The organism is Symbiopectobacterium sp. (assembly GCF_051710365.1).
In the GTDB taxonomy this organism is placed as follows: domain Bacteria; phylum Pseudomonadota; class Gammaproteobacteria; order Enterobacterales; family Enterobacteriaceae; genus Symbiopectobacterium.
Genome location: NZ_JBPETA010000040.1, coordinates 1 through 23070, shown reverse-complemented (window position 1 = coordinate 23070; position 23070 = coordinate 1). Strand labels below are relative to the sequence as shown.

Here is a 23070-nt window from a genome sequence, read left to right as displayed (position 1 = left end):
CATACCGCATTTTTCGTTCATCACGGCCACCATGTTAACCGTCAGGAAGCCGGGGGGCGGTAGGGCCGGTTCTGATGTTTTTGACGCCCAGCGACAGCAGCGTGAGCAGAATGACGATGGCTTTTTGCTCAAACCAGGAGAGTATCAGGCTCAATGGCAGGTCGTTCACGCCGCAGCCCAGTTTTTCTGCCAGTTTCACGGCCAGAATGATGGCTGAGTAGGCATCGTTACACTGACCGACATCGAGCAGACGCGGTAACCCTTCCAGCGTGCCAAAATCCAGCTTGTTAAAGCGATATTTGCCGCATGCCAGCGTCATGATCAGGCAATCATCAGGAACACTACGGGTGAAATCGGTGAAGTAGCTGCGTTCACTGCGGCTACCGTCACATCCCCCCACCAGGAACACATGACGCAACTTACCTTTAGCCACCAAGTCGATCACGGTATCTGCCGCGCTGAGCAGAGTCTCACGTCCGAAACCGACGGTGATGTTGTGCTCGATTTCACTGTACGGGAAACCGGCCAGGTCTTGTGCCTGAGCAATAATATATCTGAAATCATAGCCTTACAGATGGTTTGCGCCCGGCCAACCCACAATGCTGCGCGTCCAGATACGATCGCCGTAGTTTCCGACATTCGGGTCGATGATACAGTTGGATGTCATCACGATAGGGCCTGGGAACTTGGCAAATTCAACCTGCTGGTTCTGCCAGCCGCTGCCGTAGTTACCCACCAGATGTGAGAATTTCTTCAACTCGGGATAGCAGTGCGCAGGTAACATTTCACCGTGGGTGTAAATGTTGACGCCAGTGCCTTCGGTCTGTTCCAACAGCATCCGCAGGTCTTTCAAATCGTGACCGGAAATCAGAATGGCCTTGCCAGCCACCGGGCGCACGTTGACCTGGGTCGGATGGGGATGGCCGTAGGCGTCGGTTTCACCTTTATCGAGGATCGCCATCACGTTAAAGTTCATTTTGCCAATCGCCATGGCGTTATTCAGCAGCGTATCCATGTCGCTTGGCTGTGTGCCGAGCCAGGCCATCAAGGCGTGGAACTCGGCATAGATAGTGTCATCGTATTGGCCGAGCACGTGGGCATGCTCCATGTAGGCGGCGGCCCCTTTCAGACCGTACAGGCACAGCATACGCAAACCGTGCAGGTCGGCACCGATCGTGGCTTTATCATGATCCAGTGCAAATTGGCTCGCCTGCTCTAACAGCGTTGGAATATCGTTGCCCGCCAGTTGCAGTTCAGACAGCGGGTGATCAACGCTGGCATCTGCCTCAAGCAGGCGGCAGCGTGTTTTCAGTCCGTGACGCAGTTGGATTGCGTCTTGTGCGTAACCGATAATTCTCTGCGAATCGAAGTTGACGTTGGTCAGAGTGGCGAAGAAGGCGCGAGGGACGAAGTTATCGACCGTATGGTCGATGATCTCCAGCGAACGGGCTTTTAGTGCCCAGGCCGATAACCCCTGCAATACGGCGACCAGCAGGTCTTGCAAATCGGAGGTTTCAGCGGTTTTACCGCACATGCCTTGCGCATAGGCGCAACCGTTTCCAGCCGGGGTACGGATAGTTTGCTCACATTGCACACAAAATATAACGTTATCCTTTTTTAAAGTTGCATTTATAATGCTTGTTTTTAAGCATAGTGACTTCCCCTTCAGTAAAAAAGGCTTTTTACATGCAACTTTAGGTAAATTTGATGTAGCGCAATTTTCACCTTGGCGGATGAAAATACTTCTCAATTCAGTCTGTTTGCGCAGGGGAGACCATACCCGCAGAGCGTCGCGCCTACTTTATGAAAGGGGCTGTCACAACTTTCACGTAGAGTACCTGCCTCTGAATAATTGTGGTACAGGAGTTCTGTTGCCTATGCTAGATGTTAGCGCCGAGGGGAACCGCGTTTGCAAGCGGTATAAAGATCTTGCTGTGTCAGCATCGCCGTGTTTATCGACATTCCCGGCATTGACCCGCCAAATCGCCAATATAGACAGCTTACCGGTTGAAATGATCCAAAAAATTGCAACCTACCTTCCAACCAATGACTATGACAATTTCAGAGTTACCAATCGGACTATTTGCAATGCCCTGATATCGATAAATAGTATGCACAACGCGTTAGCGGAAAAACCGCACTATGGTGCACAAGGCGCATTCTACAAAACTTGTGCAGAGGCTAAACATCTTGAAGCCCGTTGTCGCAGATTGACCGAGAGTGAAATCACAACGTTACTCAACATACGCGTGCGACCAGACTATAAGCGCGACAGGGCCATCTTGGTTCAGTGCCAATACCCGATAGATTATTTGACGTTAAATGATGGCATCATGGAGATCGTGGAGGCATTTTGTAAAAAGCTGACGACGATGGCCATGCGCCATAAACCGTCATCGAGCCCGGCGCTGTGCTACCGATACCAATATAATATCAGCATTGAGCTGCGCACGTTTGATGCGCAAGCAGAAGTGATTTTTCAGGCAAGTAATATTTGCAAATTATCTCAGCTCAATGATTTTTATGCCTGTGCGCATCAACTCTATGATGAGCTTGCGATTCCGCAACGCATTTATCTGACCGCAATGATGGTCAAATTACACCAATTCTGGCGCGCGTACCCGCCTGCCAACCTTGACAGGCAGGCGGTTGATAAAACCATTCGATCCTATGTCACGCTGCTCCGCTCAGGGAATGACGTGCTGGCCTACTGTAATGCAATGAAGATAAACACTTCTGGTGACGCAAGTTCGAACCCGTAAGGGATCACAGAAAAGGCATCTGCTGGATGACACAGCTGTCGGGGTAAAGCACGCTGGTTAGGGTATACAATGAAAACAGCGCTGTGCAGTTGTGCAGCCCGAACATCAGGAGGTGTGCATGTACCTTGAAAGCGTGGAGATTGTTGGGTTCCGCGGCATCAATCGTTTGTCACTGGTACTGGAGCACAATACGGTCTTGATCGGGGAAAATGCCTGGGGCAAGTCGAGTCTGTTGGATGCCCTGTCCCTGCTGCTGTCGCCAGCGTTGCCGTTGTACCATTTCTCTTTGCAGGATTTCCATTTTACGCCCGGCGATGAAGCGAGCCGGGAACACCACTTGCAGGTTATTTTCACCTTTTGTGAAAGCGGCGTCGGGCATCACCTTGGGCCGCGTTACCGTGGGCTGGCACCGGTTTGGGTTAGGGGCGAGGGTAGATTACAGCGCATTTTCTACCGTCTGGAGGGTGAAGTGGATGACAGCGGCGCGGTGTGCACCTGGCGCAGTTTCCTTGACGCGGACGGGCAGCCGCTGGCGCTGGAAAACATTGACGCGCTGGCGCGTGAACTCATTCGTTTGCACCCGGTTTTGCGGCTGCGTGATGCGCGTTTTACCCGACGCAAACGAGTTGACGTGGTGCCGTTGCCGGTGCGGGAGAGTAACAGCGACGACCTGACCCAGCACCTCAATCAGCTGATGCAGGAACTGACTCGCAATCCGCAGCGACTGACCGATCAGGATCTGCGTCAAGGGATTGTGGCGATGCGGCAACTGCTGGAGCATTACTTTTCCGAGCAGGGAGATGAAGGCTTTACGCCGCGCCATCCCCGCCATGCGCGTGCACACAACGGAAAATCCTGGCGCTCTCTGGATAATATCAACCGAATGCTGAGCGATCCCAATAGCCGCAGCCGTCGAATCATCCTGCTCGAACTGTTTTCTACGCTGTTGCAGGCGAAAGGCGCGGTATCGCTGGATACGGAGTCGCGTCCGCTGTTGCTGGTAGAAGATCCTGAAACACGATTACACCCGATCATGCTGTCGGTTGCCTGGGAGTTGCTGATGCACTTGCCCTTGCAAAAAGTCACAACCACCAATTCCGGCGATCTGCTGTCGCTGGTGCCGGTGGAGCAGGTATGCCGCCTGGTGCGGGAATCCTCGCGGGTGGCGACTTACCGCATTGGGAAGCAAGGGATGAGTCCTGAAGATAGCCGCCGTATTGCCTTCCATATCCGCTTTAATCGCCAATCGCCCCTCATCGCTGTTTGCGTGGTGGAAGGTGAAAAGGAAGTGTGGATGCTTAGCGAACTCGGCCGTCAATGTGGGCATCACTTTGAGGCAGAAGGGGTTCGCGTCATTGAATTCGCGCAATCAGGGCTGCGGCCGCTGCTGAAATTTGCGCACCGCATGGGCATTGAGTGGCATGTGTTGGTGGACGGTGATGACGCAGGTAAAAAGTATGCTGCTACGGCGCGCAGCCTGCTTACCCAACAGGGGGAAACCGATCGTGACCACATCACGATGCTTTCTGCCCCTGATATGGAACATTTTATGTATCGCAATGGCTATAAGGACGTTTTCCACCGCGTTGCACAACTGCCGGAAAATGTGCCGCTCTCGGCCGCGAAAGTGATTGTGAAAGCGATTCACCGTGCCTCAAAACCGGATCTGGCTATCGAGGTGGCAATGGCTGCGGCTGAACGCGGTAATGACGCCATTCCTGTGTTGATTCGCACGCTTTTTTCATGCGTGCTCTGGTTGGCGCGTGGCCGAGCCGATTGAGCCGATTCGCGCTCAGAGGATCCAAAATAAAAATGCCGGTTGTAAAACCAGCATTTTCTTCTGTGGATAATGGCGAACCTGTTTCAAACCATCGCTAGGCTACGGCCTCGGCGACCAGCGGGACGATCAAACTGGCGTAATTTCCTTTAGGACCTTTATGAACATCAAATCTGACCGCCTGGCCTGCCTTCAGCGTGCGATAACCGTCCATTTGAATCGTCGAGTAGTGGGCAAAGATATCCTCGCCTCCACCCTCGGGACAGATAAATCCAAAGCCTTTGGCATTATTGAACCATTTAACAGTACCTGTCTCCATGCATTTACGTCCTTCGCAAGAGTGTTATCGAAACGAGAGGTTAGGTTATTTGGTCGATATGAATGCGAATTGATTAAAACCCCGTCAATTCACCTGTACACTCTAGTGAAATCGAAAAGAGCGTCAAGCCATCCCACCGGGGCAGCACAGAGCAGTTTGTCAAAGTTTGATGTAGGTAACGCAATTGGTGATTTTCATGCAGGGTTGTTGCTTTAATACGTGTGCTGTTACCGATGACATCACCGGACGATTTCTTGCTTCTTGGCAACACAGCGCGCGTGCAGGTGATAAAATAAAGAGTAAATGGCTGATGTGGGACACTCAGCCTGGTGTCGCATTAATGAAGATGGATGAATAATGAGTAACCGCAGTGTGGGGATTGAAAATAGGTGGGGGCAGGCTACCCACGTTGATGCAACGTCGGAGATACGTATGGAGAGCCGTCCCTGGACGCATTCTGACAGCGTTCTGCTGGAAAAACAGCAGCAAAAACTGCAACCGCCATCGATGTATAACGTGATTTTAAACAATGATGATTACACCCCGATGGAATTTGTTATTGACGTTCTGCAAAAGTTCTTTTCTTATGATATTGAACGCGCAACGCAACTTATGCTGACGGTTCACTATGAAGGGAAGGCTGTCTGTGGTGTTTTCAGTGCCGATGTGGCTGAAACCAAGACGGTGCAAGTGAATCGCTATGCAAGGGAAAATGAGCACCCGTTGCTCTGTACGCTGGAAAGGGCATGATATCAGGTAATTTATTGTGGGGAGGCGCCTATGCTTAATCAAGAACTGGAACTCAGTCTCAACATGGCTTTCGCCAGAACGCGTGAGCGCCGCCACGAGTTTATGACCGTGGAGCATTTGCTACTGGCGTTGCTCAGCAACCCGGCAGCGCGCGAAGCGTTGGAAGCATGCTCGGTGGATTTGGCTGCTCTGCGCCAGGAGCTGGAAACGTTCATCGAACAGACCACCCCGACGTTACCGCAAAATAATGAAGAACGTGAAACGCAACCGACGCTGAGTTTTCAGCGCGTATTGCAACGTGCCGTGTTCCACGTTCAGTCTTCTGGCCGCAGTGAAGTCTCTGGTGCCAACGTGCTGGTGGCTATCTTCAGCGAGCAGGAATCGCAGGCGGCTTACCTGCTGCGTAAGCATGATGTGAGTCGGCTTGATGTGGTGAACTTCATTTCCCACGGCACGCGCAAAGAAGAGCCTGGTCAGGCACCAAGCTCGGAAAATCCTGTCAACGAAGAGCCGGTAGGTGGGGAGGATCGCATGGAAAACTTCACCACTAACCTCAATCAATTGGCTCGCGTTGGCGGTATCGATCCCCTGATTGGGCGTGAGAAAGAGCTGGAGCGCACCATTCAGGTGCTGTGCCGTCGGCGTAAAAACAATCCGCTGCTGGTTGGCGAATCTGGCGTAGGGAAAACGGCCATTGCGGAAGGTCTGGCCTGGCGCATCGTTCAAGGCGATGTGCCAGAAGTGATGGCCGGTTGCACGCTCTATTCTCTTGATATCGGTTCGCTGCTGGCGGGTACCAAGTATCGTGGCGATTTTGAAAAACGTTTCAAAGCGCTGCTCAAACAGTTGGAACAGGATCAAAGCAGTATCCTGTTTATTGATGAAATCCACACCATCATCGGTGCGGGCGCGGCTTCGGGTGGACAGGTAGATGCGGCTAATTTGATTAAACCGCTGCTCTCCAGCGGCAAGATTCGGGTTATCGGTTCTACCACGTACCAGGAATTCAGCACTATCTTTGAAAAAGACCGTGCTTTGGCGCGTCGTTTCCAAAAAATCGATATTACTGAGCCAAGCGTCGAAGAGACCGTACAAATCATTAATGGGCTCAAGCCGAAATATGAAGCTCACCATGACGTGCGTTACACGGCCAAAGCCGTGCGCGCCGCTGTTGAACTGTCGGTCAAATACATCAACGATCGCCACCTGCCGGATAAAGCTATCGATGTGATCGATGAAGCTGGCGCGCGCAGTCGTTTGCTGCCAGCCAGCAAACGCAAAAAAACGGTGAACGTTTCAGATATTGAATCGGTGGTGGCGCGCATCGCCCGCATCCCCGAGAAGACCGTTTCAGCTAGCGATCGCGATGTGCTGAAAAACCTGAGCGACCGCTTGAAGATGCTGGTGTTCGGTCAGGATAAGGCCATCGAAGCGCTGAGTGAGGCCATCAAGATGAGCCGCGCCGGTTTGGGCAGTGAGCGCAAGCCTGTCGGCTCTTTCCTGTTTGCCGGGCCGACCGGGGTTGGGAAAACCGAAGTCACCGTGCAACTGGCGAAAGCGATGGACATTGAGCTTCTGCGCTTTGATATGTCGGAATACATGGAGCGCCACACGGTAAGCAGCCTGATCGGTGCGCCTCCGGGCTACGTTGGTTTCGATCAGGGTGGATTGCTGACTGACGCGGTGATCAAGCATCCGCATTCGGTGTTGCTGCTCGATGAAATTGAAAAAGCGCATCCGGATGTCTTTAACCTGCTGTTGCAGGTGATGGATAACGGTACGCTGACCGACAATAACGGTCGCAAGGCGGATTTCCGCAACGTGATTGTCGTCATGACCACCAATGCGGGCGTGCAAGAAACCCAGCGCAAATCGATTGGCCTGATTCAACAGGACAACAGCAGCGATGCGATGGAAGAGATTAAAAAGATCTTCACGCCGGAATTCCGCAACCGTCTCGACGGCATCATCTGGTTTAACCATCTGTCAACGCAGATTATTCAGCAGGTGGTGGATAAGTTCGTCGTGGAACTGCAAGCGCAGTTGGACGCCAAGGGCGTGTCGTTGGAAGTCAGCGAAGATGCGCGTAACTGGCTGGCGGATAAAGGCTATGACAAGGCGATGGGGGCGCGGCCAATGGTGCGTGTGATACAGGAAAACCTCAAAAAGCCGTTGGCAAACGAACTGCTGTTTGGCTCGTTGGTGAATGGCGGCTCCGTGAAGGTGGAACTGGATAGCGCGACGAAAGCACTAACTTACAGCTTCCGCAGTGCGCAAAAGCTGAAAGCGGAAGGGACTGTACACTGAGTGTGTCATTGAGCAGTAAAAGAAAAAGCAGTGCGAAAGCACTGCTTTTTTTGTCTTGGTTGTGGTGAGTACCGCCACGCGCAATCTGTACCAAAAAGCAAAAGCCCTTACCTGAATAGGGAAGGGCATATAAGGCGGGTACATCCTCAGGTGTCGCTGCGCTAGCGACAGGTGAACCGATTAACGGCTACGGAAGACAATGCGGCCTTTACTCAGGTCGTACGGGGTCAGCTCTACAGTGACTTTGTCACCCGTCAGGATGCGGATATAGTTTTTACGCATTTTACCGGAGATATGAGCGGTAACCACGTGTCCGTTTTCCAACTCAACGCGGAACATGGTGTTAGGCAGTGTATCAAGCACGGTGCCTTGCATTTCAATATTGTCTTCTTTGGCCATCGAATCCTCTAGGGTTAACTACCTTAACTTTTTTAACGGGCACGATAATGCCGAAAAACCGGCATTATGTAAAGGAGCGTTGATGATCTCAGCAGCCACTTTCGGATAAGAAGGGCGTATGAGCACGCTTATCTTTCTCCAATAGGCACCAGTGACAGTTCTTGTGGCTGCCAACTGGACGCCGCGAGAGGGGCGTCCTGCAATGCGCGTAGTGCCGTCAGATACCTCTCGCGTGAGACTTCGGTGGCACCGAGAGACGCCGTGTGAGCGTTTAGCACCTGGCAATCGAGCAACTGCCCGCCACAGCGCACAAAATGCGTGACAAGGGCAACCAGCGCGCATTTAGACGCGTTATCGCGGCTGCTGAACATCGACTCGCCGCAAAACAACTTTCCTTGCGCAATGCCGTACAGCCCACCCACCAATTCATCCTGGTGCCAGACTTCGATGGAATGTGCATGCCCCAGCTCATGCAGCGTGCAGTAAGCGGCAATCATCTCTGGACTGATCCAGGTACCTTCCTGACGCGCGTGTGCGCAGGCGTGTATCACGGCGCTGAACGCATAGTTAAGCGTGACGTGAAAAGGCTGCTTGCGTATGAACTTGTGCAGGCTACGGCTGATATGGAGCGCTTCAGGATGCAATATGGCGCGTGGATCGGGAGACCACCACAGAATGGGATCGCAGGGAGAGTACCAGGGAAAAATGCCGCTTCGATATGCCGCCAGCAATCGGTCTGGCGAAAGGTCTCCGCCAAAGGCCAATAAGCCGTTGGGATCACTCAACGCCTTCTCCACCGGAGGAAAAAGCGTGGTATTGGCTGAAAGTTGAAATAGCTGCATCACGCCTGCCGGATGGCGTGTTGATGGAACTGCCAATAGCGGCCACGTGCCGCCAGCAGATCGGTGTGGCACCCCTGCTCAACCAGGCGACCATTATCCAATATGCAAATACGATCCAGAGACGCCAGATCGTGCAGGCGATGGGTAATGATGATAACCGTTTTGCCGCGGGTGTTTTCCCGTAACAGATGCAGAATTTTCTGCTCGGTATAGGCATCCAACCCTTCGGTCGGTTCATCCAACAGCACCAGTGGGGCCGGGTGGAGTAAGGCGCGCGCCAGTCCAAGGCGGCGCTGTTCCCCGCCTGAGAGTTGGCGTCCGCCTTCACCGATCCAGGCATTAAGGCCCTCTGGCGTTTCCAGTAAATTACTTAATCCTACCTGTTCCAACTGTTGGCTCAGTTGGGCATCGCTGGCCTGCGGTGCGGCCAGTAGCAGGTTGTCGCGCAGCGTCGCGCTAAAAATATGTATCCGCTGAGGCACCACGCTCATCATGTCACGCAGTGCTGGTTCACTCCACTGTGCGAGCGGTAGACCGTTCAGAGTAATGCCCCCTGCATCGCAGTCCCAGGCGCGGGTCAGTAATTGCATTAGTGTTGACTTGCCACACCCGGTACGTCCCAGCAGCGCAATGTGTTCGCCCGGTGCGATATCCAGCGTAATGTCCTGCAATACCGGCAGCGGTCGGCCGGGATAAGTGAAACTTACCTGCTGTAGTGACAGCGTTGCCGTTGTGGTTAAGGTTGTGGAGGGGGCTGTCGTCGTGAAAACCACCGCAGGTTGCTGACGCAGAATCTGGTCAACGCGCGTGGCTGATGCGATCACCTGACCCATGTGTTGAAACGCGCCGGTAACCGGACCTAACGCTTCAAACGCAGCCAGTGCGGCGAATACAAACAGGGCAATCAACGCCCCCGGTTGCGTATCACCGCCAATCCCCGTCGCTGCCAGCCAGAGAATGGCGGTAACGGTAACACCGGTGCAGAGCAGCATCAGTGCCTGCGACATGCCCGTCAGGCGCGCCTGACGCTGTTGCTGTGTCAGCCAGGCCTGTTCCATGTCGGTGAGCTGGCGGCGAAAGGCTGTCTGCGCGCCAAACAGGGTCAATTCGGCTTGCCCTTGTAGCCAGGTGGTTAACTGGGTGCGATAACGTGAGCGCAGCAGCGTGAGGTGGGTGCCAATCGGTTTGCCCGCACGATAGAACACCGGCGGGAGCAAGGCTAACAGCAACAACATAATGGTGCCGAGGGTCAATGCCAGTGAGACGTCCAGCCAACTCAGCCCGTAAGTCACCACCAGGATCACCACCAGCGCGCTGACCAACGGCGATATCACGCGCAAGTAAAGGTGATCGAGCGTATCAACATCGGCAACCAGCCGGTTGAGCAGATCGGCCTGACGAAATCGGGCGAGCCCTCCCGGTGAAAGCGGGAGCGTGCGCGAAAAGGTAAACACGCGCAGGTGTTGCAGCACGCGGAAGGTCGCGTCATGGCTCACCAGACGCTCGGCATAACGCCCGGCGGTACGCAGGATCGCCGCACCGCGCACGCCCGCCGCAGGCAGCATGTAATTGAAGGTCATCAATCCGGCAAGGCCTGCCAGTGACGCCCCTGCCAGAAACCAGCCGGAAAGCGTCAGCAGCCCAATACTTGCCAATAATGTGACAATGGCGAGCACTACACCAACGCTCAGCCGCCAAATGTGATGACGATACAGCAGGAGAAAGGGTTTCAGTACCTGCAACGGCGTGTTCTGCGACATATTAGTAAGCTCCCTGACGCTGTGCCAGAAGATCGGCAAACGGGCCTGACTGTTGACGTAGCGTGTCATAGTCACCCTGCTGCACCAGTTGTCCTTTTTCCATCACCCATACGCTATCGTAATGGCGAGTGTCATCAAGGCGATGCGTCACCAGCAGAGTGGTTTGCTGGCGTGCGGCGTTTTCCAAGGCGTGCATCACGCGCTGTTCACTGTGGGAATCCAGGCTGGCCGTTGGTTCATCCAGAAGGAGCAACTGTGAGTGCTTTAACAATGCCCGCGCAACGGCAACGCGTTGTGCCTGTCCGACAGAGAGTCGCGCTGCGCCATCACCCACGACGGTATCAAGACCCTGCGGCAACAGGGGCAAAAACTCGTGCACGTAAGCGCGTTCCACCGCGTGTTGCAACGTGTCCTCGCTGGCCTGTGGGTTCCCCAACAGAATATTGCTGCGCAGCGTTTCTTCTGGTAAATGCGGATTTTGCCCTAACCAACTGATGTGTTTACGCCATGCAGTCGCATCCAGCGCATGCAGTTCCTGCCCGTTGATACATAATGAACCACGATAGGGCAAAAAACCGAGCAGTACGTTAAGCAACGAACTTTTCCCGGCACCACTCACGCCGACCAGCGCCACCCGCTGTCCCGGTTCGAGCGTAAAGGTCAGAGGCTCGGTTAGCGCAGCGCCAGTGGGCGATAGCACCACCAGTTGGTCAGCCTGGATGGTAATCGTCTCCGCGTCAAAAGGTTGTGTGCCGAGGCCGACCTCTTCCGCTTCAGCGGTAAGAAAGCTCACCAGCGATTCCACGGCGCCGACGGCCTGCGCTTTCGCATGATAAAACGTGCCCAGATCGCGCAACGGCTGAAAAAACTCGGGGGCGAGAATCAAGACCAGAAAGCCGGCAAACAGGGTGACGCCGGTGCCATAATGGCCGAAATCCAGCTCGCCAAGGTAAGAAAAGCCAAAATACACCGCGACGACCGCGATGGAAATAGACGCAAAAAACTCCAGTACGCCGGAGGAAAGAAATGCCATGCGCAACACTTCCATGGTGCGACTGCGAAAATCCTCCGATGCCCGACGAATCTCATCCACCTCGGCCGCCCCGCGATGAAACAGTCGCAACGTTTCCATGCCGCGCAACCGATCGAGAAAATGGCCGCTCAGTCGTGCCAGTGCCAGAAAATTGCGGCGGTTGGCATCTGCGGCCCCCATGCCGACCAGCGCCATAAACAACGGGATCAGCGGGGCGGTAACCAGCAAGATGAGTGCCGCCGCCCAGTTGATGGGAAACACGGCGGCCAGAATCAGCAGAGGAATCAAGGCCGCAAGATACATTTGTGGCAGATAGCGCGCATAGTAATCCTGCATATCTTCGACTTGTTCTAAAATAAGCGTCGCCCAACTGCCGGCTGGTTTTCCCTGCACCCAGGCGGGCCCTAGGCGCTGTAATTTTTCCAGTACCTGATGGCGAATTTGTTGCCGTACTGCCTCGCCACAGCGAAAGCCCACCTGCTCGCGCAGTAAGTGCGTGAGCGAGCGTGCGGCAAACAAGCCAATAAGCAGCATGAACTCGCTGACGAGTGTCTGACGGGGCACGTGCTCAATAATCAAGGCGTGCAACAATGTTGCCAATACCCACGCCTGTGCCACGATCAGAAGACCGCTTACCACTCCCAGTAATAAAGAGAGGCGGAGCCAGCGTTGTGCCAGTTTGCTCTGTTGTTTTAGCCAGCGTGCAAGTTGTTGCTGTCGAGTCTGTTTCATAGAGTACCGGGCTGCGCTATAGAGAGGAGAATACCCAAAAAGCTAACCTTTATGTAACTGTTATATAACAAAAAGCGGGCAGGTATTCAGCGTGGCCTCATGTTACCGCGCTAAAGTGCAGGTGCAAACCAAAAGGAGGGAGAAAATGCGGGGAGAGATCAATTTTCCCAAAAGGGAGCCAAAAGAATCCCCTTATTCAGGTTGTACGATCTGAATAAGGGGAAAAGGGCAGAATATTATCGGGTAGCGAGGCCATCCAGATAGCGCTCTGCATCCAGCGCGGCCATGCAACCAGTGCCCGCCGAGGTAATGGCCTGACGGTAGATATGATCCATCACGTCGCCTGCGGCAAACACACCAGGGATGCTGGTCTGTGTAGCGTTGCCGTGGATACCGGATTGCACCTTGATATAGCCGTTTTCCAGCGCCAGTTGACCGTCAAAAATGGCGGTGTTTGGGCTGTGGCCGATGGCGATAAATACGCCAGCCAGCGCCAGTTCTTCACTTTCATCCGTGCGGGTGTTACGAATACGAACGCCGGTCACGCCCATGTCATCGCCCAGCACTTCGTCCAGCGTACGCTCGGTGTGCAACACAATATTGCCGTTTTGTACTTTGTCCATCAGACGGTCGATCAGGATTTTCTCTGCGCGAAAGCTGTCACGACGGTGGATTAAGTGAACTTGCTGCGCAATGTTAGACAGGTAAAGTGCTTCTTCCACCGCGGTATTGCCGCCACCGACTACGGCGACACGTTGGTTACGATAAAAGAATCCGTCACACGTGGCGCAGGCAGACACGCCCTTGCCTTTAAAGGCTTCTTCGGAAGGCAGACCGATGTAGCGTGCGGAGGCGCCGGTCGCCACGATCAGGGCATCACAGGTATATTCTTCGCTGTCGCCAAACAGACGAAACGGGCGTTGTTGCAAATCAACGCGCTGGATGTGATCGAAAATGATCTCGGTGTTGAACTTTTCAGCATGAGCGTGTATGCGGTCCATCAGCAACGGCCCGGTAAGTCCTTCCGCGTCGCCTGGCCAGTTTTCCACTTCCGTCGTGGTTGTCAACTGCCCGCCTTTTTCCATGCCGGTGATCAACACCGGATGCAGGTTAGCGCGCGCGGCGTACACCGCAGCGGTATAGCCCGCTGGGCCAGAACCTAAAATCAATAGCTTGTGGTGCTTGACGGTACCCATGTGTTCCTCTTTTTTGCAACGGTCTACTTAATGCAGATTGTAAGGAAATTACCGGGCTAAAAAAAGTAGGCAGCAAAATTGTTACCTATTTGTTTAATCGGTTGTATCGATAACCCATACAATTCACTGATAAGACAGCTTCATTTATTAGTGAAATGATTGAAAATGGTCTTACCGAGCGCGCAGTAGGGTTTTATTTGGCAGTTTCTTCTGATTTTCATTGTTTTGCTTTGACAATCGGCTACCGTTTTGCGAAAACATCTAAGGAAGAGGAAACTATTTGTATGTGAATGGTTGAAAGCTCGGTTTTTCTTTATGTTGTAGCTTTTACCGTGCGACCCGCTGATGGTGCGTTTATAACAGGACAGACAGGGTGTTATGCACGCAGGGATGACATTGCGGTGCGCCGCGGCGGTGAAAGGAGAGTGACGTAAAGCGACCCTTGATATACAAAATAGACAGCGCGTCTTCTTTTAGGGCTGCTCTGATACATTGATGTGGGTCGGAGTGTAGCAAGGGCAAGGATGTAGTGAAGAGAGACAATAAGAATGGTAGACACGAAAAAACGACCGGGAAAAGATCTTGATCGCATCGATCGCAATATCCTGAATGAATTACAAAAAGACGGCCGAATCTCTAACGTTGAACTTTCCAAACGCGTAGGGCTTTCTCCTACACCGTGTCTGGAACGCGTGCGCCGCCTGGAGCGTCAGGGCTTTATCAATGGCTATATCGCATTGCTGAACCCGCATTACCTCGATGCTTCACTGCTGGTGTTTGTTGAGATCACGCTGAACCGCGGTGCGCCTGATGTTTTTGAGCAGTTCAACACTGCTGTGCAAAAATTGGAAGAAATTCAGGAGTGTCATCTGGCCTCCGGGGATTTCGACTATTTGCTGAAAACACGCGTGCCGGATATGTCCGCATACCGTAAGCTGCTGGGTGAAACCTTGCTACGTTTGCCGGGTGTGAACGATACCCGTACCTACGTGGTGATAGAAGAAGTAAAACAGAGCAATCGTCTGGTGATCAGAACGCGCTAAACGCAGGGGTGCAAAGCCCGCTAATTTCAGCTACACTCCTGTGAATATATACAGTCACAGCGCCGAGTTCGCCTCGGCGTTTTGTCATGAACATGAACAGGACCCCTGGAGAGACGCTTGAGCCAGGAATATACCGAAGACAAAGACGTGGCGCTGAAGAAACTCAGCGGCAGCCGTCGTTTATTGGAAGCGATTTTAATCGTTGTTGCGCTATTCGCCGTTTATTTGAGCGTAGCGCTGTTTAGCTTCAGTCCGTCCGACCCGAGCTGGTCACAAACTGCCTGGCATGAGCCCATTCATAATCTGGGCGGTGGTGTCGGCGCTTGGCTGGCCGATACGCTGTTTTTCATCTTTGGCGTGCTGGCTTATGCCATTCCACCGATCATGCTGTCGCTGTGCTGGGTGGCCTTTCGCCAGCGCGATAATCAGAGCGATGTCGATCTGTTTACTCTCTCTTTGCGCCTGATTGGTACGTTGGCGCTGATCCTCACGTCCTGCGGTCTGGCCGCGCTCAATGTGGACGATCTCTACTATTTTGCCTCTGGCGGCGTGCTGGGCAGTTTGCTGAGCAGTTCAATGGTCCCGCGTTTCAACAGCATGGGTGCCACGCTGATTCTGCTCTGCGTCTGGGCAGCGGGGTTGACGCTGTTTACCGGTTGGTCATGGTTGACGATTGCGGAAAAAATCGGCGGCGCGGTATTAGGCTTTCTGACGTTCTTCTCCAACCGTTCTCGTGCAGAAGATAACTACCGCGATGAGGATGACGATTTGCACGACAATGCGGATCGCGAGGGCGAACAACCCGATACGTTAACCGCGTCAACTGAGGCAATAGCCGAAGACGTGGATGCGGATGACATATTGCTGGCACCAGCTGCCCGTGAGCGCGCCGCTGATGAAACAGAGCAAAGCAGTACGGTAAGTGGCGCTGAGGAAACAGATCATCTTGCACCGGTGCAGGAATCGGTTCCGGTTGATACTGCGCCAGACCCAACGGTTTCGCCCAGGGCATTCACCCCGGCTACGCCAGCAACCGCTGGCAGTCACGATACCCACGGACAGGATTCACTGCCGCCGGTTTACGCGTTTGAGTTGCCACAAGCTGCTGTGCAGGAAAATAATGCGTTACCCGCCTTTTCGCCTGCGGCGGTGCCCGGGAGCGATCGCACGCCGCCGTTGGGTTCTCTTCATGAACTGGGTGCACCCGCAGTGGCCGGGACCACGCCTGTGTCTAGCGATGCCGTGCCATTTATGCCTGCCTTTACGGCCGCTGGGGAGGATAATCCTCAGGTGAAACAAGGCATGGGCCCGGAATTGCCGCGTCCGAATCCGGTGCGTATTCCTACCCGGCGTGAACTGGCGTCTTATGGCATCAAATTGCCGTCACAGCGTCAGGCAGAAGAGCAAGAGCGAGAAGCGCAACGTTTGGCACAGTCCCAGCCTGAAACGATTGCACCCGAAGATGCTGACGTTGACGAGGCCGCACAAGAGGCTGCCCTGCGTCAGGCTTATCTGGAGCAACAAGAGCAGCGCTACGGCGAGGACTATGCCGAACGCGAGCAGGATGAAGAGGCGCTGTTGAAGGCGCAATTGGCGCAGGCGTTTGCTCAGCAGCAACAGGCGCGTTATGACGTCAGTGCGCAGCCAGAAAGCCCGAGCGCAACGCCAGCCGTCGAGCCCGTAGGCACAAAAGAGCTGGCCTCAGCCAGTGTGACGGCGGCATTTATCGCCGGTGTCGCTGCGGATGCCGATGCGGATGAGCCTGTCTTTTCTTTCTCGCCGTTCAACGATTTGGTGGATGAGTCGCCTAAAGCGCCGCTGTTTACCTTGTCGCCAGCCGATGTGGTTGAATCGGAGCAGGATTCTGCCCCCCCATCGCCCACATGGCGTGCGGCAACTGACGACGATGATAGCCTGGCAACGCGCGCACATCCGGTGGTGGAGCCTCAACATAGAGAGGATTTCGCCGATGATGATGAGCCTGAAAGCGATGCCGCGCCCTCATTGATGGATAGTCTTATTCATCCGTTCTTGGTGCGTAACGATCAGCCTCTGCAAAAGCCAACCACACCATTGCCGACGCTGGAACTGCTCACAGCACCGCCGGAAAGTGAAGCGCCGGTTGACCATTTCGAGCTTGAGCAGACCGCGCGTCTGATTGAAGCGCGTCTGGCGGATTATCGTGTTACCGCCAGCGTGGTAGGTTACGATGCAGGGCCGGTGATCACCCGTTTTGAGCTGGACTTGGCTCCCGGCGTGAAGGCCGCGCGTATTTCCAACCTGTCGCGTGACCTGGCGCGCTCGCTGTCTGTCGTAGCGGTGCGCGTGGTGGAAGTTATCCCCGGTAAACCTTATGTCGGTCTGGAACTGCCGAATAAACTCCGCCACACCGTTTATCTGCGCGAAGTGCTCGATTGCAAGGCATTCCGTGATAACCCGTCACCGCTGGCGGTGGTGCTGGGCAAAGATATTGCTGGTCAACCGGTGGTCGCCGATCTGGCGCGTATGCCGCACTTGCTGGTGGCAGGGACGACAGGGTCGGGTAAATCTGTCGGCGTGAACACCATTATCATCAGCATGCTGTATAAGGCGACTCCGCAAGATGTGCGTTTTATCATGATCGACCCCAAAATGCTGGAACTGTCGGTCTACGAAGGGATCCCGCATTTGCTGACCGAAGTGGTCACCGACATGAAAGATGCGGCGAATGCGCTGCGCTGGTGCGTCGGTGAAATGGACCGTCGCTATAAGCTGATGTCCGCATTGGGCGTGCGCAATCTGGAGGGCTATAACGAGCGGGTGAAAGCGGCGGAAGCGATGGGGCGTCCGATCCCTGACCCGTTCTGGAAACCCGGCGACAGCATGGATACCACACCGCCCGTGCTGGAGAAATTACCCTTTATCTTGGTGATGGTGGATGAATTTGCCGATCTGATGATGGCGGTTGGCAAAAAGGTGGAAGAGCTGATCGCTCGCCTGGCGCAGAAAGCGCGCGCGGCCGGTATCCACCTGGTGCTGGCGACGCAGCGGCCTTCCGTGGATGTTATCACCGGCCTCATCAAGGCCAATATTCCAACGCGTATCGCTTTTACCGTGTCGAGCAAAATTGATTCACGTACCATCCTCGATCAGGGCGGTGCTGAATCGCTGCTGGGGATGGGGGATATGTTGTATATGGCACCAAACTCCTCCATTCCGGTGCGTGTGCATGGAGCGTTCGTTCGCGACCAGGAAGTTCATGCCGTGGTACTGGACTGGAAAGCGCGCGGGCGTCCGCAGTATATCGACAATATCACCAGTGCCAGCGATGACGGCGAAGGCGGTAATCTGGAATTTGGCGGTGATGAAGATTTGGATCCGCTGTTCGATCAGGCCGTGGCCTTTGTTGTAGAAAAACGGCGAGCCTCCATTTCTGGCGTGCAACGTCAATTCCGCATCGGCTACAATCGTGCCGCGCGTATTGTGGAACAGATGGAAATGCAAGGCATCGTTAGCGCGCCGGGGCATAATGGCAACCGAGACGTGTTGGCACCGCCGCCCATGGACTGATGCCATTTACAGACAATTCGTCTACCGCATCGCGTGATTCTCAGGCAATAGTTATAGGTAGCACGGCGAGCAGTAGGTCGTGCAGTACGACATGTGCAAAGTACGATAGTCAGACCGCGATGGCGGTCTTTTGAATCGACAGCAAAGGATGTAAATAATGAGAACAGGCTTAGTGGCAGGCGTGCTGATCGCCGGGATGACGTCCAGCGCGGTTTATGCCGATGCGGCGAGCGATTTACAGAGCCGACTGAACAAAGTGAACAGCTTCCACGCGACGTTCACCCAGAAAGTCACTGGCGCTGAAGGGACGGCGGTGCAGGAAGGTCAGGGGGAGCTCTGGCTGAAGCGGCCAAATCTGTTCAACTGGAAGACCACCGCGCCGGATGAAAGCGTGCTGATCTCTGATGGCAAGACGCTGTGGTTCTATAACCCGTTCGTTGAACAGGTGACAGCGACCTGGCTGAAAGAAGCCACGGGCAATACGCCCTTTATGCTCATCACACGTAACGATGCCAGCGAATGGGGCCAGTATAACGTGCGTCAGCAAGGGGATGACTTTGAGTTAACGCCGAAAGCAGCCAAGGGCAACCTGAAACAGTTTGCCATCAACGTCAATGCCAGCGGCACCATCAAGAGCTTTGTCGCGACGGAGCAGGATGGGCAACGCAGCAGCTATACCCTGCAAAACCAGCAAAACGGTGCTGTGGATAGCAGCAAGTTCACCTTTACGCCGCCGAAAGGCGTGACGCTGGACGATCAAAGGCAGTGAGGCCATCGTGAGTAACTTGTCGCTGGATTTTTCGGACAATAGCTTTCAGCCGCTTGCCGCGCGTATGCGACCCGCTACGTTGGCGCAATATATCGGTCAACAGCATCTGCTAGGCGCGGGTAAGCCCTTGCCGCGAGCGATAGAGGCGGGGCAGTTACACTCCATGATTCTATGGGGGCCGCCCGGCACCGGAAAAACCACGCTGGCAGAACTGATTGGTCGCTACGGACAAGCTGACGTGGAGCGGATCTCTGCCGTGACCTCAGGCATCAAAGAGATTCGTGAAGCGATAGAGCGTGCGCGGCAAAATCGCGATGCCGGGCGACGCACCATCCTGTTCGTGGATGAAGTGCATCGCTTCAACAAGAGTCAGCAGGATGCTTTTCTGCCGCACATTGAAGACGGAACCATCACTTTCATAGGCGCAACCACCGAAAACCCTTCGTTTGAGCTTAATTCGGCGCTGTTGTCGCGTGCGCGCGTCTATTTACTGAAGGCTCTCACCGCAGAAGACATCGAACAGGTGTTACAGCAGGCGATGACCGATACCGCACGAGGGTTTGGCGGGCAGAACATCGTATTGCCGCCTGAGACGCAGCGATTGCTGGCGGAACTGGTGAATGGCGATGCGCGCCGCGCGTTGAACAGTCTGGAAATGATGGCGGATATGGCCGAGGTCGATGTGCAGGGCAACCGGGTGCTAACCCCCGAACTGCTGCACGAAGTGTCGGGCGAACGTAGCGCGCGCTTTGATAACAAAGGCGACCGCTACTATGACCTCATTTCTGCATTGCATAAATCGGTGCGAGGTTCCGCACCTGATGCCGCATTGTACTGGTATGCACGCATTATTACCGTCGGTGGCGATCCGCTGTATGTTGCACGGCGTCTGTTGGCGATAGCCTCCGAAGATGTGGGCAATGCCGATCCGCGGGGAATGCAGGTGGCGATCGCCGCCTGGGATTGTTTCACCCGCGTGGGGCCGGCAGAAGGGGAACGCGCTATTGCTCAGGCGATTGTGTATCTGGCCTGCGCACCCAAGAGTAATGCGGTCTACACCGCGTTTAAAGCGGCGATGCAGGATGCCAGAGAGAAACCGGATTACGACGTGCCGGAGCATTTGCGCAATGCGCCCACCAAACTGATGAAAGAGATGGGGCTGGGTGCGGAATACCGCTACGCCCATGATGAACCCAATGCCTATGCGGCGGGTGAAGACTATTTCCCGCAAGCTATGGCGCAAACGCGCTACTATCAGCCAACGTCACGCGGTCTGGAAGCAAAAATTGGTGAAAAGCTGGCCTGGCTGACTACACAGGATCAAAATAGCCCGACAAAACGCTACCGCTGAACTAGGCGTTGCGGTAAGGTTATAAGGTTGTTTTCTACCGCTCGACGGGTGTCGCGCAACGTAAAATTTCACCAAAAAACATTAAAACAGGATTAGCATGCTCGATCCCAATTTACTGCGTAATGAGCTAGACGCAGTTGCCGAAAAGCTACTGGCTCGCAGAGGTTTTAAACTGGATGTAGACACGCTGCGTCAACAAGAAGAACGCCGCAAAGTGCTACAAGTAGAAACGGAAAGTCTGCAAGCAGAGCGTAACTCCCGATCGAAAGAGATCGGTGCGGCTAAATCTCGTGGTGAAGATATCGAACCGTTGCGCCGCGAAGTGAATACCCTGGGTGAAAAGTTGGATGCGGCCAAGGCCGAACTGGATGCCTTGCAAAATGCCATTCGTGAACTGGCGTTAACCATTCCGAATATGCCGGACGACGCTGTGCCGTTGGGCAAAGATGAGCACGATAACCAGGAAATCAGCCGCTGGGGTGAACCACGTCAGTTTGATTTCCCGGTGCGCGATCACGTTGATTTAGGCGAACTGGCGAAAGGCGTCGATTTTGCTGCCGGTGTTAAATTGACCGGTGCGCGTTTCGTTGTCATGAAAGGACAAATTGCTCGCCTGCATCGTGCGCTGTCACAATTTATGCTGGATCTGCATACCGAACAGCACGGTTATCAGGAAGCCTACGTGCCTTACCTGGTTAACCACGCTACGCTATACGGCACCGGGCAGTTGCCGAAGTTTGGTGAAGACCTGTTTCACACCAAGCCGTTGGATGAAGAAGCGGAAAGCAGCAATTATGCCCTGATCCCGACGGCTGAAGTGCCGCTGACCAATCTGGTGCGCGACGAGATTCTGGACGAAGAAACGCTGCCGATCAAAATGACGGCGCACACCCCGTGTTTCCGCTCTGAAGCGGGTTCCTATGGTCGTGATACTCGTGGTCTGATCCGTATGCACCAGTTTGACAAAGTGGAGTTGGTGCAGATTGTGCGCCCGGAAGACTCCATGGATGCGCTGGAAACGCTGACGACGCATGCGGAAACCGTGCTGCAACTGCTGCAACTGCCTTATCGCAAGGTGTTACTGTGCACTGGTGACATGGGCTTTGGTTCAACCAAAACCTACGATCTGGAAGTGTGGCTGCCGGCGCAGAACACTTACCGTGAAATCTCTTCTTGCTCCAACATGGGGGATTTCCAGGCTCGACGCATGCAAGCGCGCTGCCGCAACAAGAGCGACAAGAAAACGCGTCTGGTGCATACGCTGAACGGTTCTGGTCTGGCGGTTGGGCGTACACTGGTTGCCGTGCTGGAAAACTACCAGCAGGCGGACGGACGTATTGCCATTCCTGATGTCCTGCGTCCTTATATGGGCGGGTTGGAGTTTATCGGCTAAACACGCCGCTGTTCCGCTATTAAAAGCGCCTTTCGGGGCGCTTTTTTGCATTATGGCGCCCCAGTATCACAAAACGTGCGGCCTGAGTTTGCCCTCGTTGACTTTTAAACGCGCAGTGGCATGATGCGCACACACTTCCTTGTTGTATTGGTTACCCACGCCCACTATGTCTGCTTTTTCTCGCCCAGTGCTGTTATTGCTCTGCGGCCTTATGCTGCTTACGGTTTGTATCGCTGTACTGAATACGCTGGTTCCGTTATGGCTTAACTATCAGCATGCTTCCGTGTGGCAGGTGGGCGTCGTGGGGTCATCCTATTTTACAGGTAACTTGTTGGGACGCTGTTGGCCGGACGCTTGATTCTCCGTCAAGGATTTAATCGCAGCTATTACCTTGCCGCTTTGCTGTTTGCTTTGGCAACGCTGGGGCTAATGTTTTCCACGGAAGTAACCAGTTGGCTGGTATGGCGTTTTGTTGCAGGTGTTGGCTGTGCGTTGATATGGGTTGTCGTGGAAAGTGCGCTGTTGTGCAGCGGCTCATCCACGCACCGTGGTCAACTGCTAGCAGCCTATATGGTTGCCTATTATCTGGGAAGCGTCGTTGGTCAGATCTATGTCGGCCTGCTGCCAACCGCTGTAGCGAGTGTTATGCTCTGGATGGTAATGCTGATTGTGCTTGCCGTGTTACCGTTGCTGTGCACCCGTCTGGCGCAGTCGGAGCATCCGGTCCATGTGGGGAAAATGCTGCGTAAACGCAGTGCGCGTCTGGGCATCAATGGCTGTGTGATTTCCGGCGTGATCCTTGGGTCGCTGTATGGGTTGATGCCGCTTTATCTCTCCCACAGTGGCACCAGCGATGCCGACGTGGGTTATTGGATGGCGCTGTTGATTGGTGCCGGTATTGTCGGTCAGTGGCCGGTGGGGCGCATGGCAGATCGCTATGGGCGCTTACTGGTGCTGCGCGTGCTAGGCTGTGTCCCTTAATTGCTTGAGCTATAGTATCCATCTGTTTCTACGACACTTTGGATTATGGCTCGCTACGATCTTTCTGATGAAGCATGGGCAATCATTGAGCCCTTGTTACCAACCGT

At 54.2% G+C, this 23070-nt stretch carries 15 protein-coding genes and 2 pseudogenes; 10 read left to right on the top strand and 7 right to left on the bottom strand.

Translation table 11 applies throughout. The features are described 5' to 3' along the window. Nucleotides 1–1603: pseudogene (gene hcp, locus ACTBDZ_RS06045) on the bottom strand (hydroxylamine reductase); the annotation flags it as partial. Nucleotides 1604–1877: 274 nt separating this feature from the next. Between hcp and ACTBDZ_RS06040 the strand changes: the two are divergent. After that, a complete protein-coding gene (locus ACTBDZ_RS06040; RefSeq protein WP_438814638.1) occupies nt 1878–2762 on the top strand; it encodes a hypothetical protein in 885 nt (294 codons plus the stop codon). A 118-nt stretch (nt 2763–2880) separates the two neighbouring features. Continuing rightward, nucleotides 2881–4542 carry an ATP-dependent endonuclease gene (locus ACTBDZ_RS06035; protein ID WP_438814637.1) on the top strand — a complete coding sequence of 554 codons (1662 nt, stop codon included), beginning with the start codon at nt 2881–2883 and terminating at the stop codon, nt 4540–4542. 94 nt (nt 4543–4636) lie between these two features. On the opposite strand, the gene cspD is transcribed toward ACTBDZ_RS06035, so the two are convergent. After that, nucleotides 4637–4858, bottom strand: coding sequence for a cold shock-like protein CspD (cspD, locus tag ACTBDZ_RS06030; protein ID WP_438814636.1), 222 nt, complete (start codon nt 4856–4858; stop codon nt 4637–4639). A 432-nt stretch (nt 4859–5290) separates the two neighbouring features. On the opposite strand from cspD, the gene clpS reads away from it, so the two are divergent. Both clpS and clpA read left to right on the top strand, forming a co-directional pair. Beyond that, the gene (gene clpS / locus ACTBDZ_RS06025; protein ID WP_196906873.1) at nt 5291–5608 is read left to right on the top strand and encodes an ATP-dependent Clp protease adapter ClpS; all 318 of its coding nucleotides are present in this window, start codon (nt 5291–5293) and stop codon (nt 5606–5608) included. A gap of 30 nt (nt 5609–5638) precedes the next feature. Beyond that, on the top strand, nt 5639–7915 hold the full coding sequence (clpA, locus tag ACTBDZ_RS06020; protein WP_438814635.1) for an ATP-dependent Clp protease ATP-binding subunit ClpA: 2277 nt from the start codon (nt 5639–5641) through the stop codon (nt 7913–7915). A gap of 180 nt (nt 7916–8095) precedes the next feature. Here clpA and infA read toward each other — a convergent pair whose 3' ends face one another. The 5 genes from infA to trxB all read right to left on the bottom strand — a co-directional run bounded on the left by infA (nt 8096) and on the right by trxB (nt 13877). Next, nucleotides 8096–8314: a translation initiation factor IF-1 gene (gene infA, locus ACTBDZ_RS06015; protein ID WP_002211347.1), complete on the bottom strand. Its 219-nt coding sequence runs from the start codon at nt 8312–8314 to the stop codon at nt 8096–8098. Nucleotides 8315–8442: 128 nt separating this feature from the next. Beyond that, entirely contained in the window at nt 8443–9156 is a 714-nt protein-coding gene (gene aat, locus ACTBDZ_RS06010) for a leucyl/phenylalanyl-tRNA--protein transferase (RefSeq protein WP_438814634.1), read from the bottom strand. After that, on the bottom strand, nt 9156–10898 hold the full coding sequence (gene cydC / locus ACTBDZ_RS06005; protein WP_438814639.1) for a heme ABC transporter ATP-binding protein/permease CydC: 1743 nt from the start codon (nt 10896–10898) through the stop codon (nt 9156–9158). The genes aat and cydC overlap by 1 nt, the downstream gene beginning before the upstream one ends. A 19-nt stretch (nt 10899–10917) precedes the next feature. Then, on the bottom strand, nt 10918–12681 hold the full coding sequence (gene cydD / locus ACTBDZ_RS06000; protein ID WP_438814633.1) for a heme ABC transporter permease/ATP-binding protein CydD: 1764 nt from the start codon (nt 12679–12681) through the stop codon (nt 10918–10920). Nucleotides 12682–12917: 236 nt separating this feature from the next. Further along, nucleotides 12918–13877: a thioredoxin-disulfide reductase gene (gene trxB / locus ACTBDZ_RS05995; protein WP_438814632.1), complete on the bottom strand. Its 960-nt coding sequence runs from the start codon at nt 13875–13877 to the stop codon at nt 12918–12920. 548 nt (nt 13878–14425) lie between these two features. Here trxB and lrp point away from each other — a divergent pair. The 6 genes and pseudogenes from lrp to ACTBDZ_RS05965 form a co-directional block, all read left to right on the top strand. After that, nucleotides 14426–14920, top strand: a complete 495-nt coding sequence (gene lrp / locus ACTBDZ_RS05990) for a leucine-responsive transcriptional regulator Lrp (protein WP_438814631.1) — start codon at nt 14426–14428, stop codon at nt 14918–14920. 117 nt (nt 14921–15037) lie between these two features. Continuing rightward, nucleotides 15038–18469 carry a DNA translocase FtsK 4TM domain-containing protein gene (locus tag ACTBDZ_RS05985; protein WP_438814630.1) on the top strand — a complete coding sequence of 1144 codons (3432 nt, stop codon included), beginning with the start codon at nt 15038–15040 and terminating at the stop codon, nt 18467–18469. A gap of 157 nt (nt 18470–18626) precedes the next feature. Further along, nucleotides 18627–19238, top strand: coding sequence for an outer membrane lipoprotein chaperone LolA (lolA, locus tag ACTBDZ_RS05980; RefSeq protein WP_438814629.1), 612 nt, complete (start codon nt 18627–18629; stop codon nt 19236–19238). Between the two features lie 7 nt (nt 19239–19245). Next, on the top strand, nt 19246–20589 hold the full coding sequence (locus ACTBDZ_RS05975) for a replication-associated recombination protein A (RefSeq protein ID WP_438814628.1): 1344 nt from the start codon (nt 19246–19248) through the stop codon (nt 20587–20589). Between the two features lie 97 nt (nt 20590–20686). Then, the gene (serS, locus tag ACTBDZ_RS05970; protein ID WP_438814627.1) at nt 20687–21982 is read left to right on the top strand and encodes a serine--tRNA ligase; all 1296 of its coding nucleotides are present in this window, start codon (nt 20687–20689) and stop codon (nt 21980–21982) included. 166 nt (nt 21983–22148) lie between these two features. Then, nucleotides 22149–22945: pseudogene (locus ACTBDZ_RS05965) on the top strand (MFS transporter); the annotation flags it as partial. Between the last annotated feature and the right edge of the window lie 125 nt (nt 22946–23070).

Coding starts and splice junctions, on each gene's coding strand:
- ACTBDZ_RS06040 (WP_438814638.1), top strand. CDS start 1,878: ATGCTAGATGTTAGCGCCGAGGGGAACCGCGTTTGCAAGCGGTATAAA.
- ACTBDZ_RS06035 (WP_438814637.1), top strand. CDS start 2,881: ATGTACCTTGAAAGCGTGGAGATTGTTGGGTTCCGCGGCATCAATCGT.
- cspD (WP_438814636.1), bottom strand. CDS start 4,858: ATGGAGACAGGTACTGTTAAATGGTTCAATAATGCCAAAGGCTTTGGA.
- clpS (WP_196906873.1), top strand. CDS start 5,291: ATGGAGAGCCGTCCCTGGACGCATTCTGACAGCGTTCTGCTGGAAAAA.
- clpA (WP_438814635.1), top strand. CDS start 5,639: ATGCTTAATCAAGAACTGGAACTCAGTCTCAACATGGCTTTCGCCAGA.
- infA (WP_002211347.1), bottom strand. CDS start 8,314: ATGGCCAAAGAAGACAATATTGAAATGCAAGGCACCGTGCTTGATACA.
- aat (WP_438814634.1), bottom strand. CDS start 9,156: ATGCAGCTATTTCAACTTTCAGCCAATACCACGCTTTTTCCTCCGGTG.
- cydD (WP_438814633.1), bottom strand. CDS start 12,681: ATGAAACAGACTCGACAGCAACAACTTGCACGCTGGCTAAAACAACAG.
- trxB (WP_438814632.1), bottom strand. CDS start 13,877: ATGGGTACCGTCAAGCACCACAAGCTATTGATTTTAGGTTCTGGCCCA.
- lrp (WP_438814631.1), top strand. CDS start 14,426: ATGGTAGACACGAAAAAACGACCGGGAAAAGATCTTGATCGCATCGAT.
- lolA (WP_438814629.1), top strand. CDS start 18,627: ATGAGAACAGGCTTAGTGGCAGGCGTGCTGATCGCCGGGATGACGTCC.
- serS (WP_438814627.1), top strand. CDS start 20,687: ATGCTCGATCCCAATTTACTGCGTAATGAGCTAGACGCAGTTGCCGAA.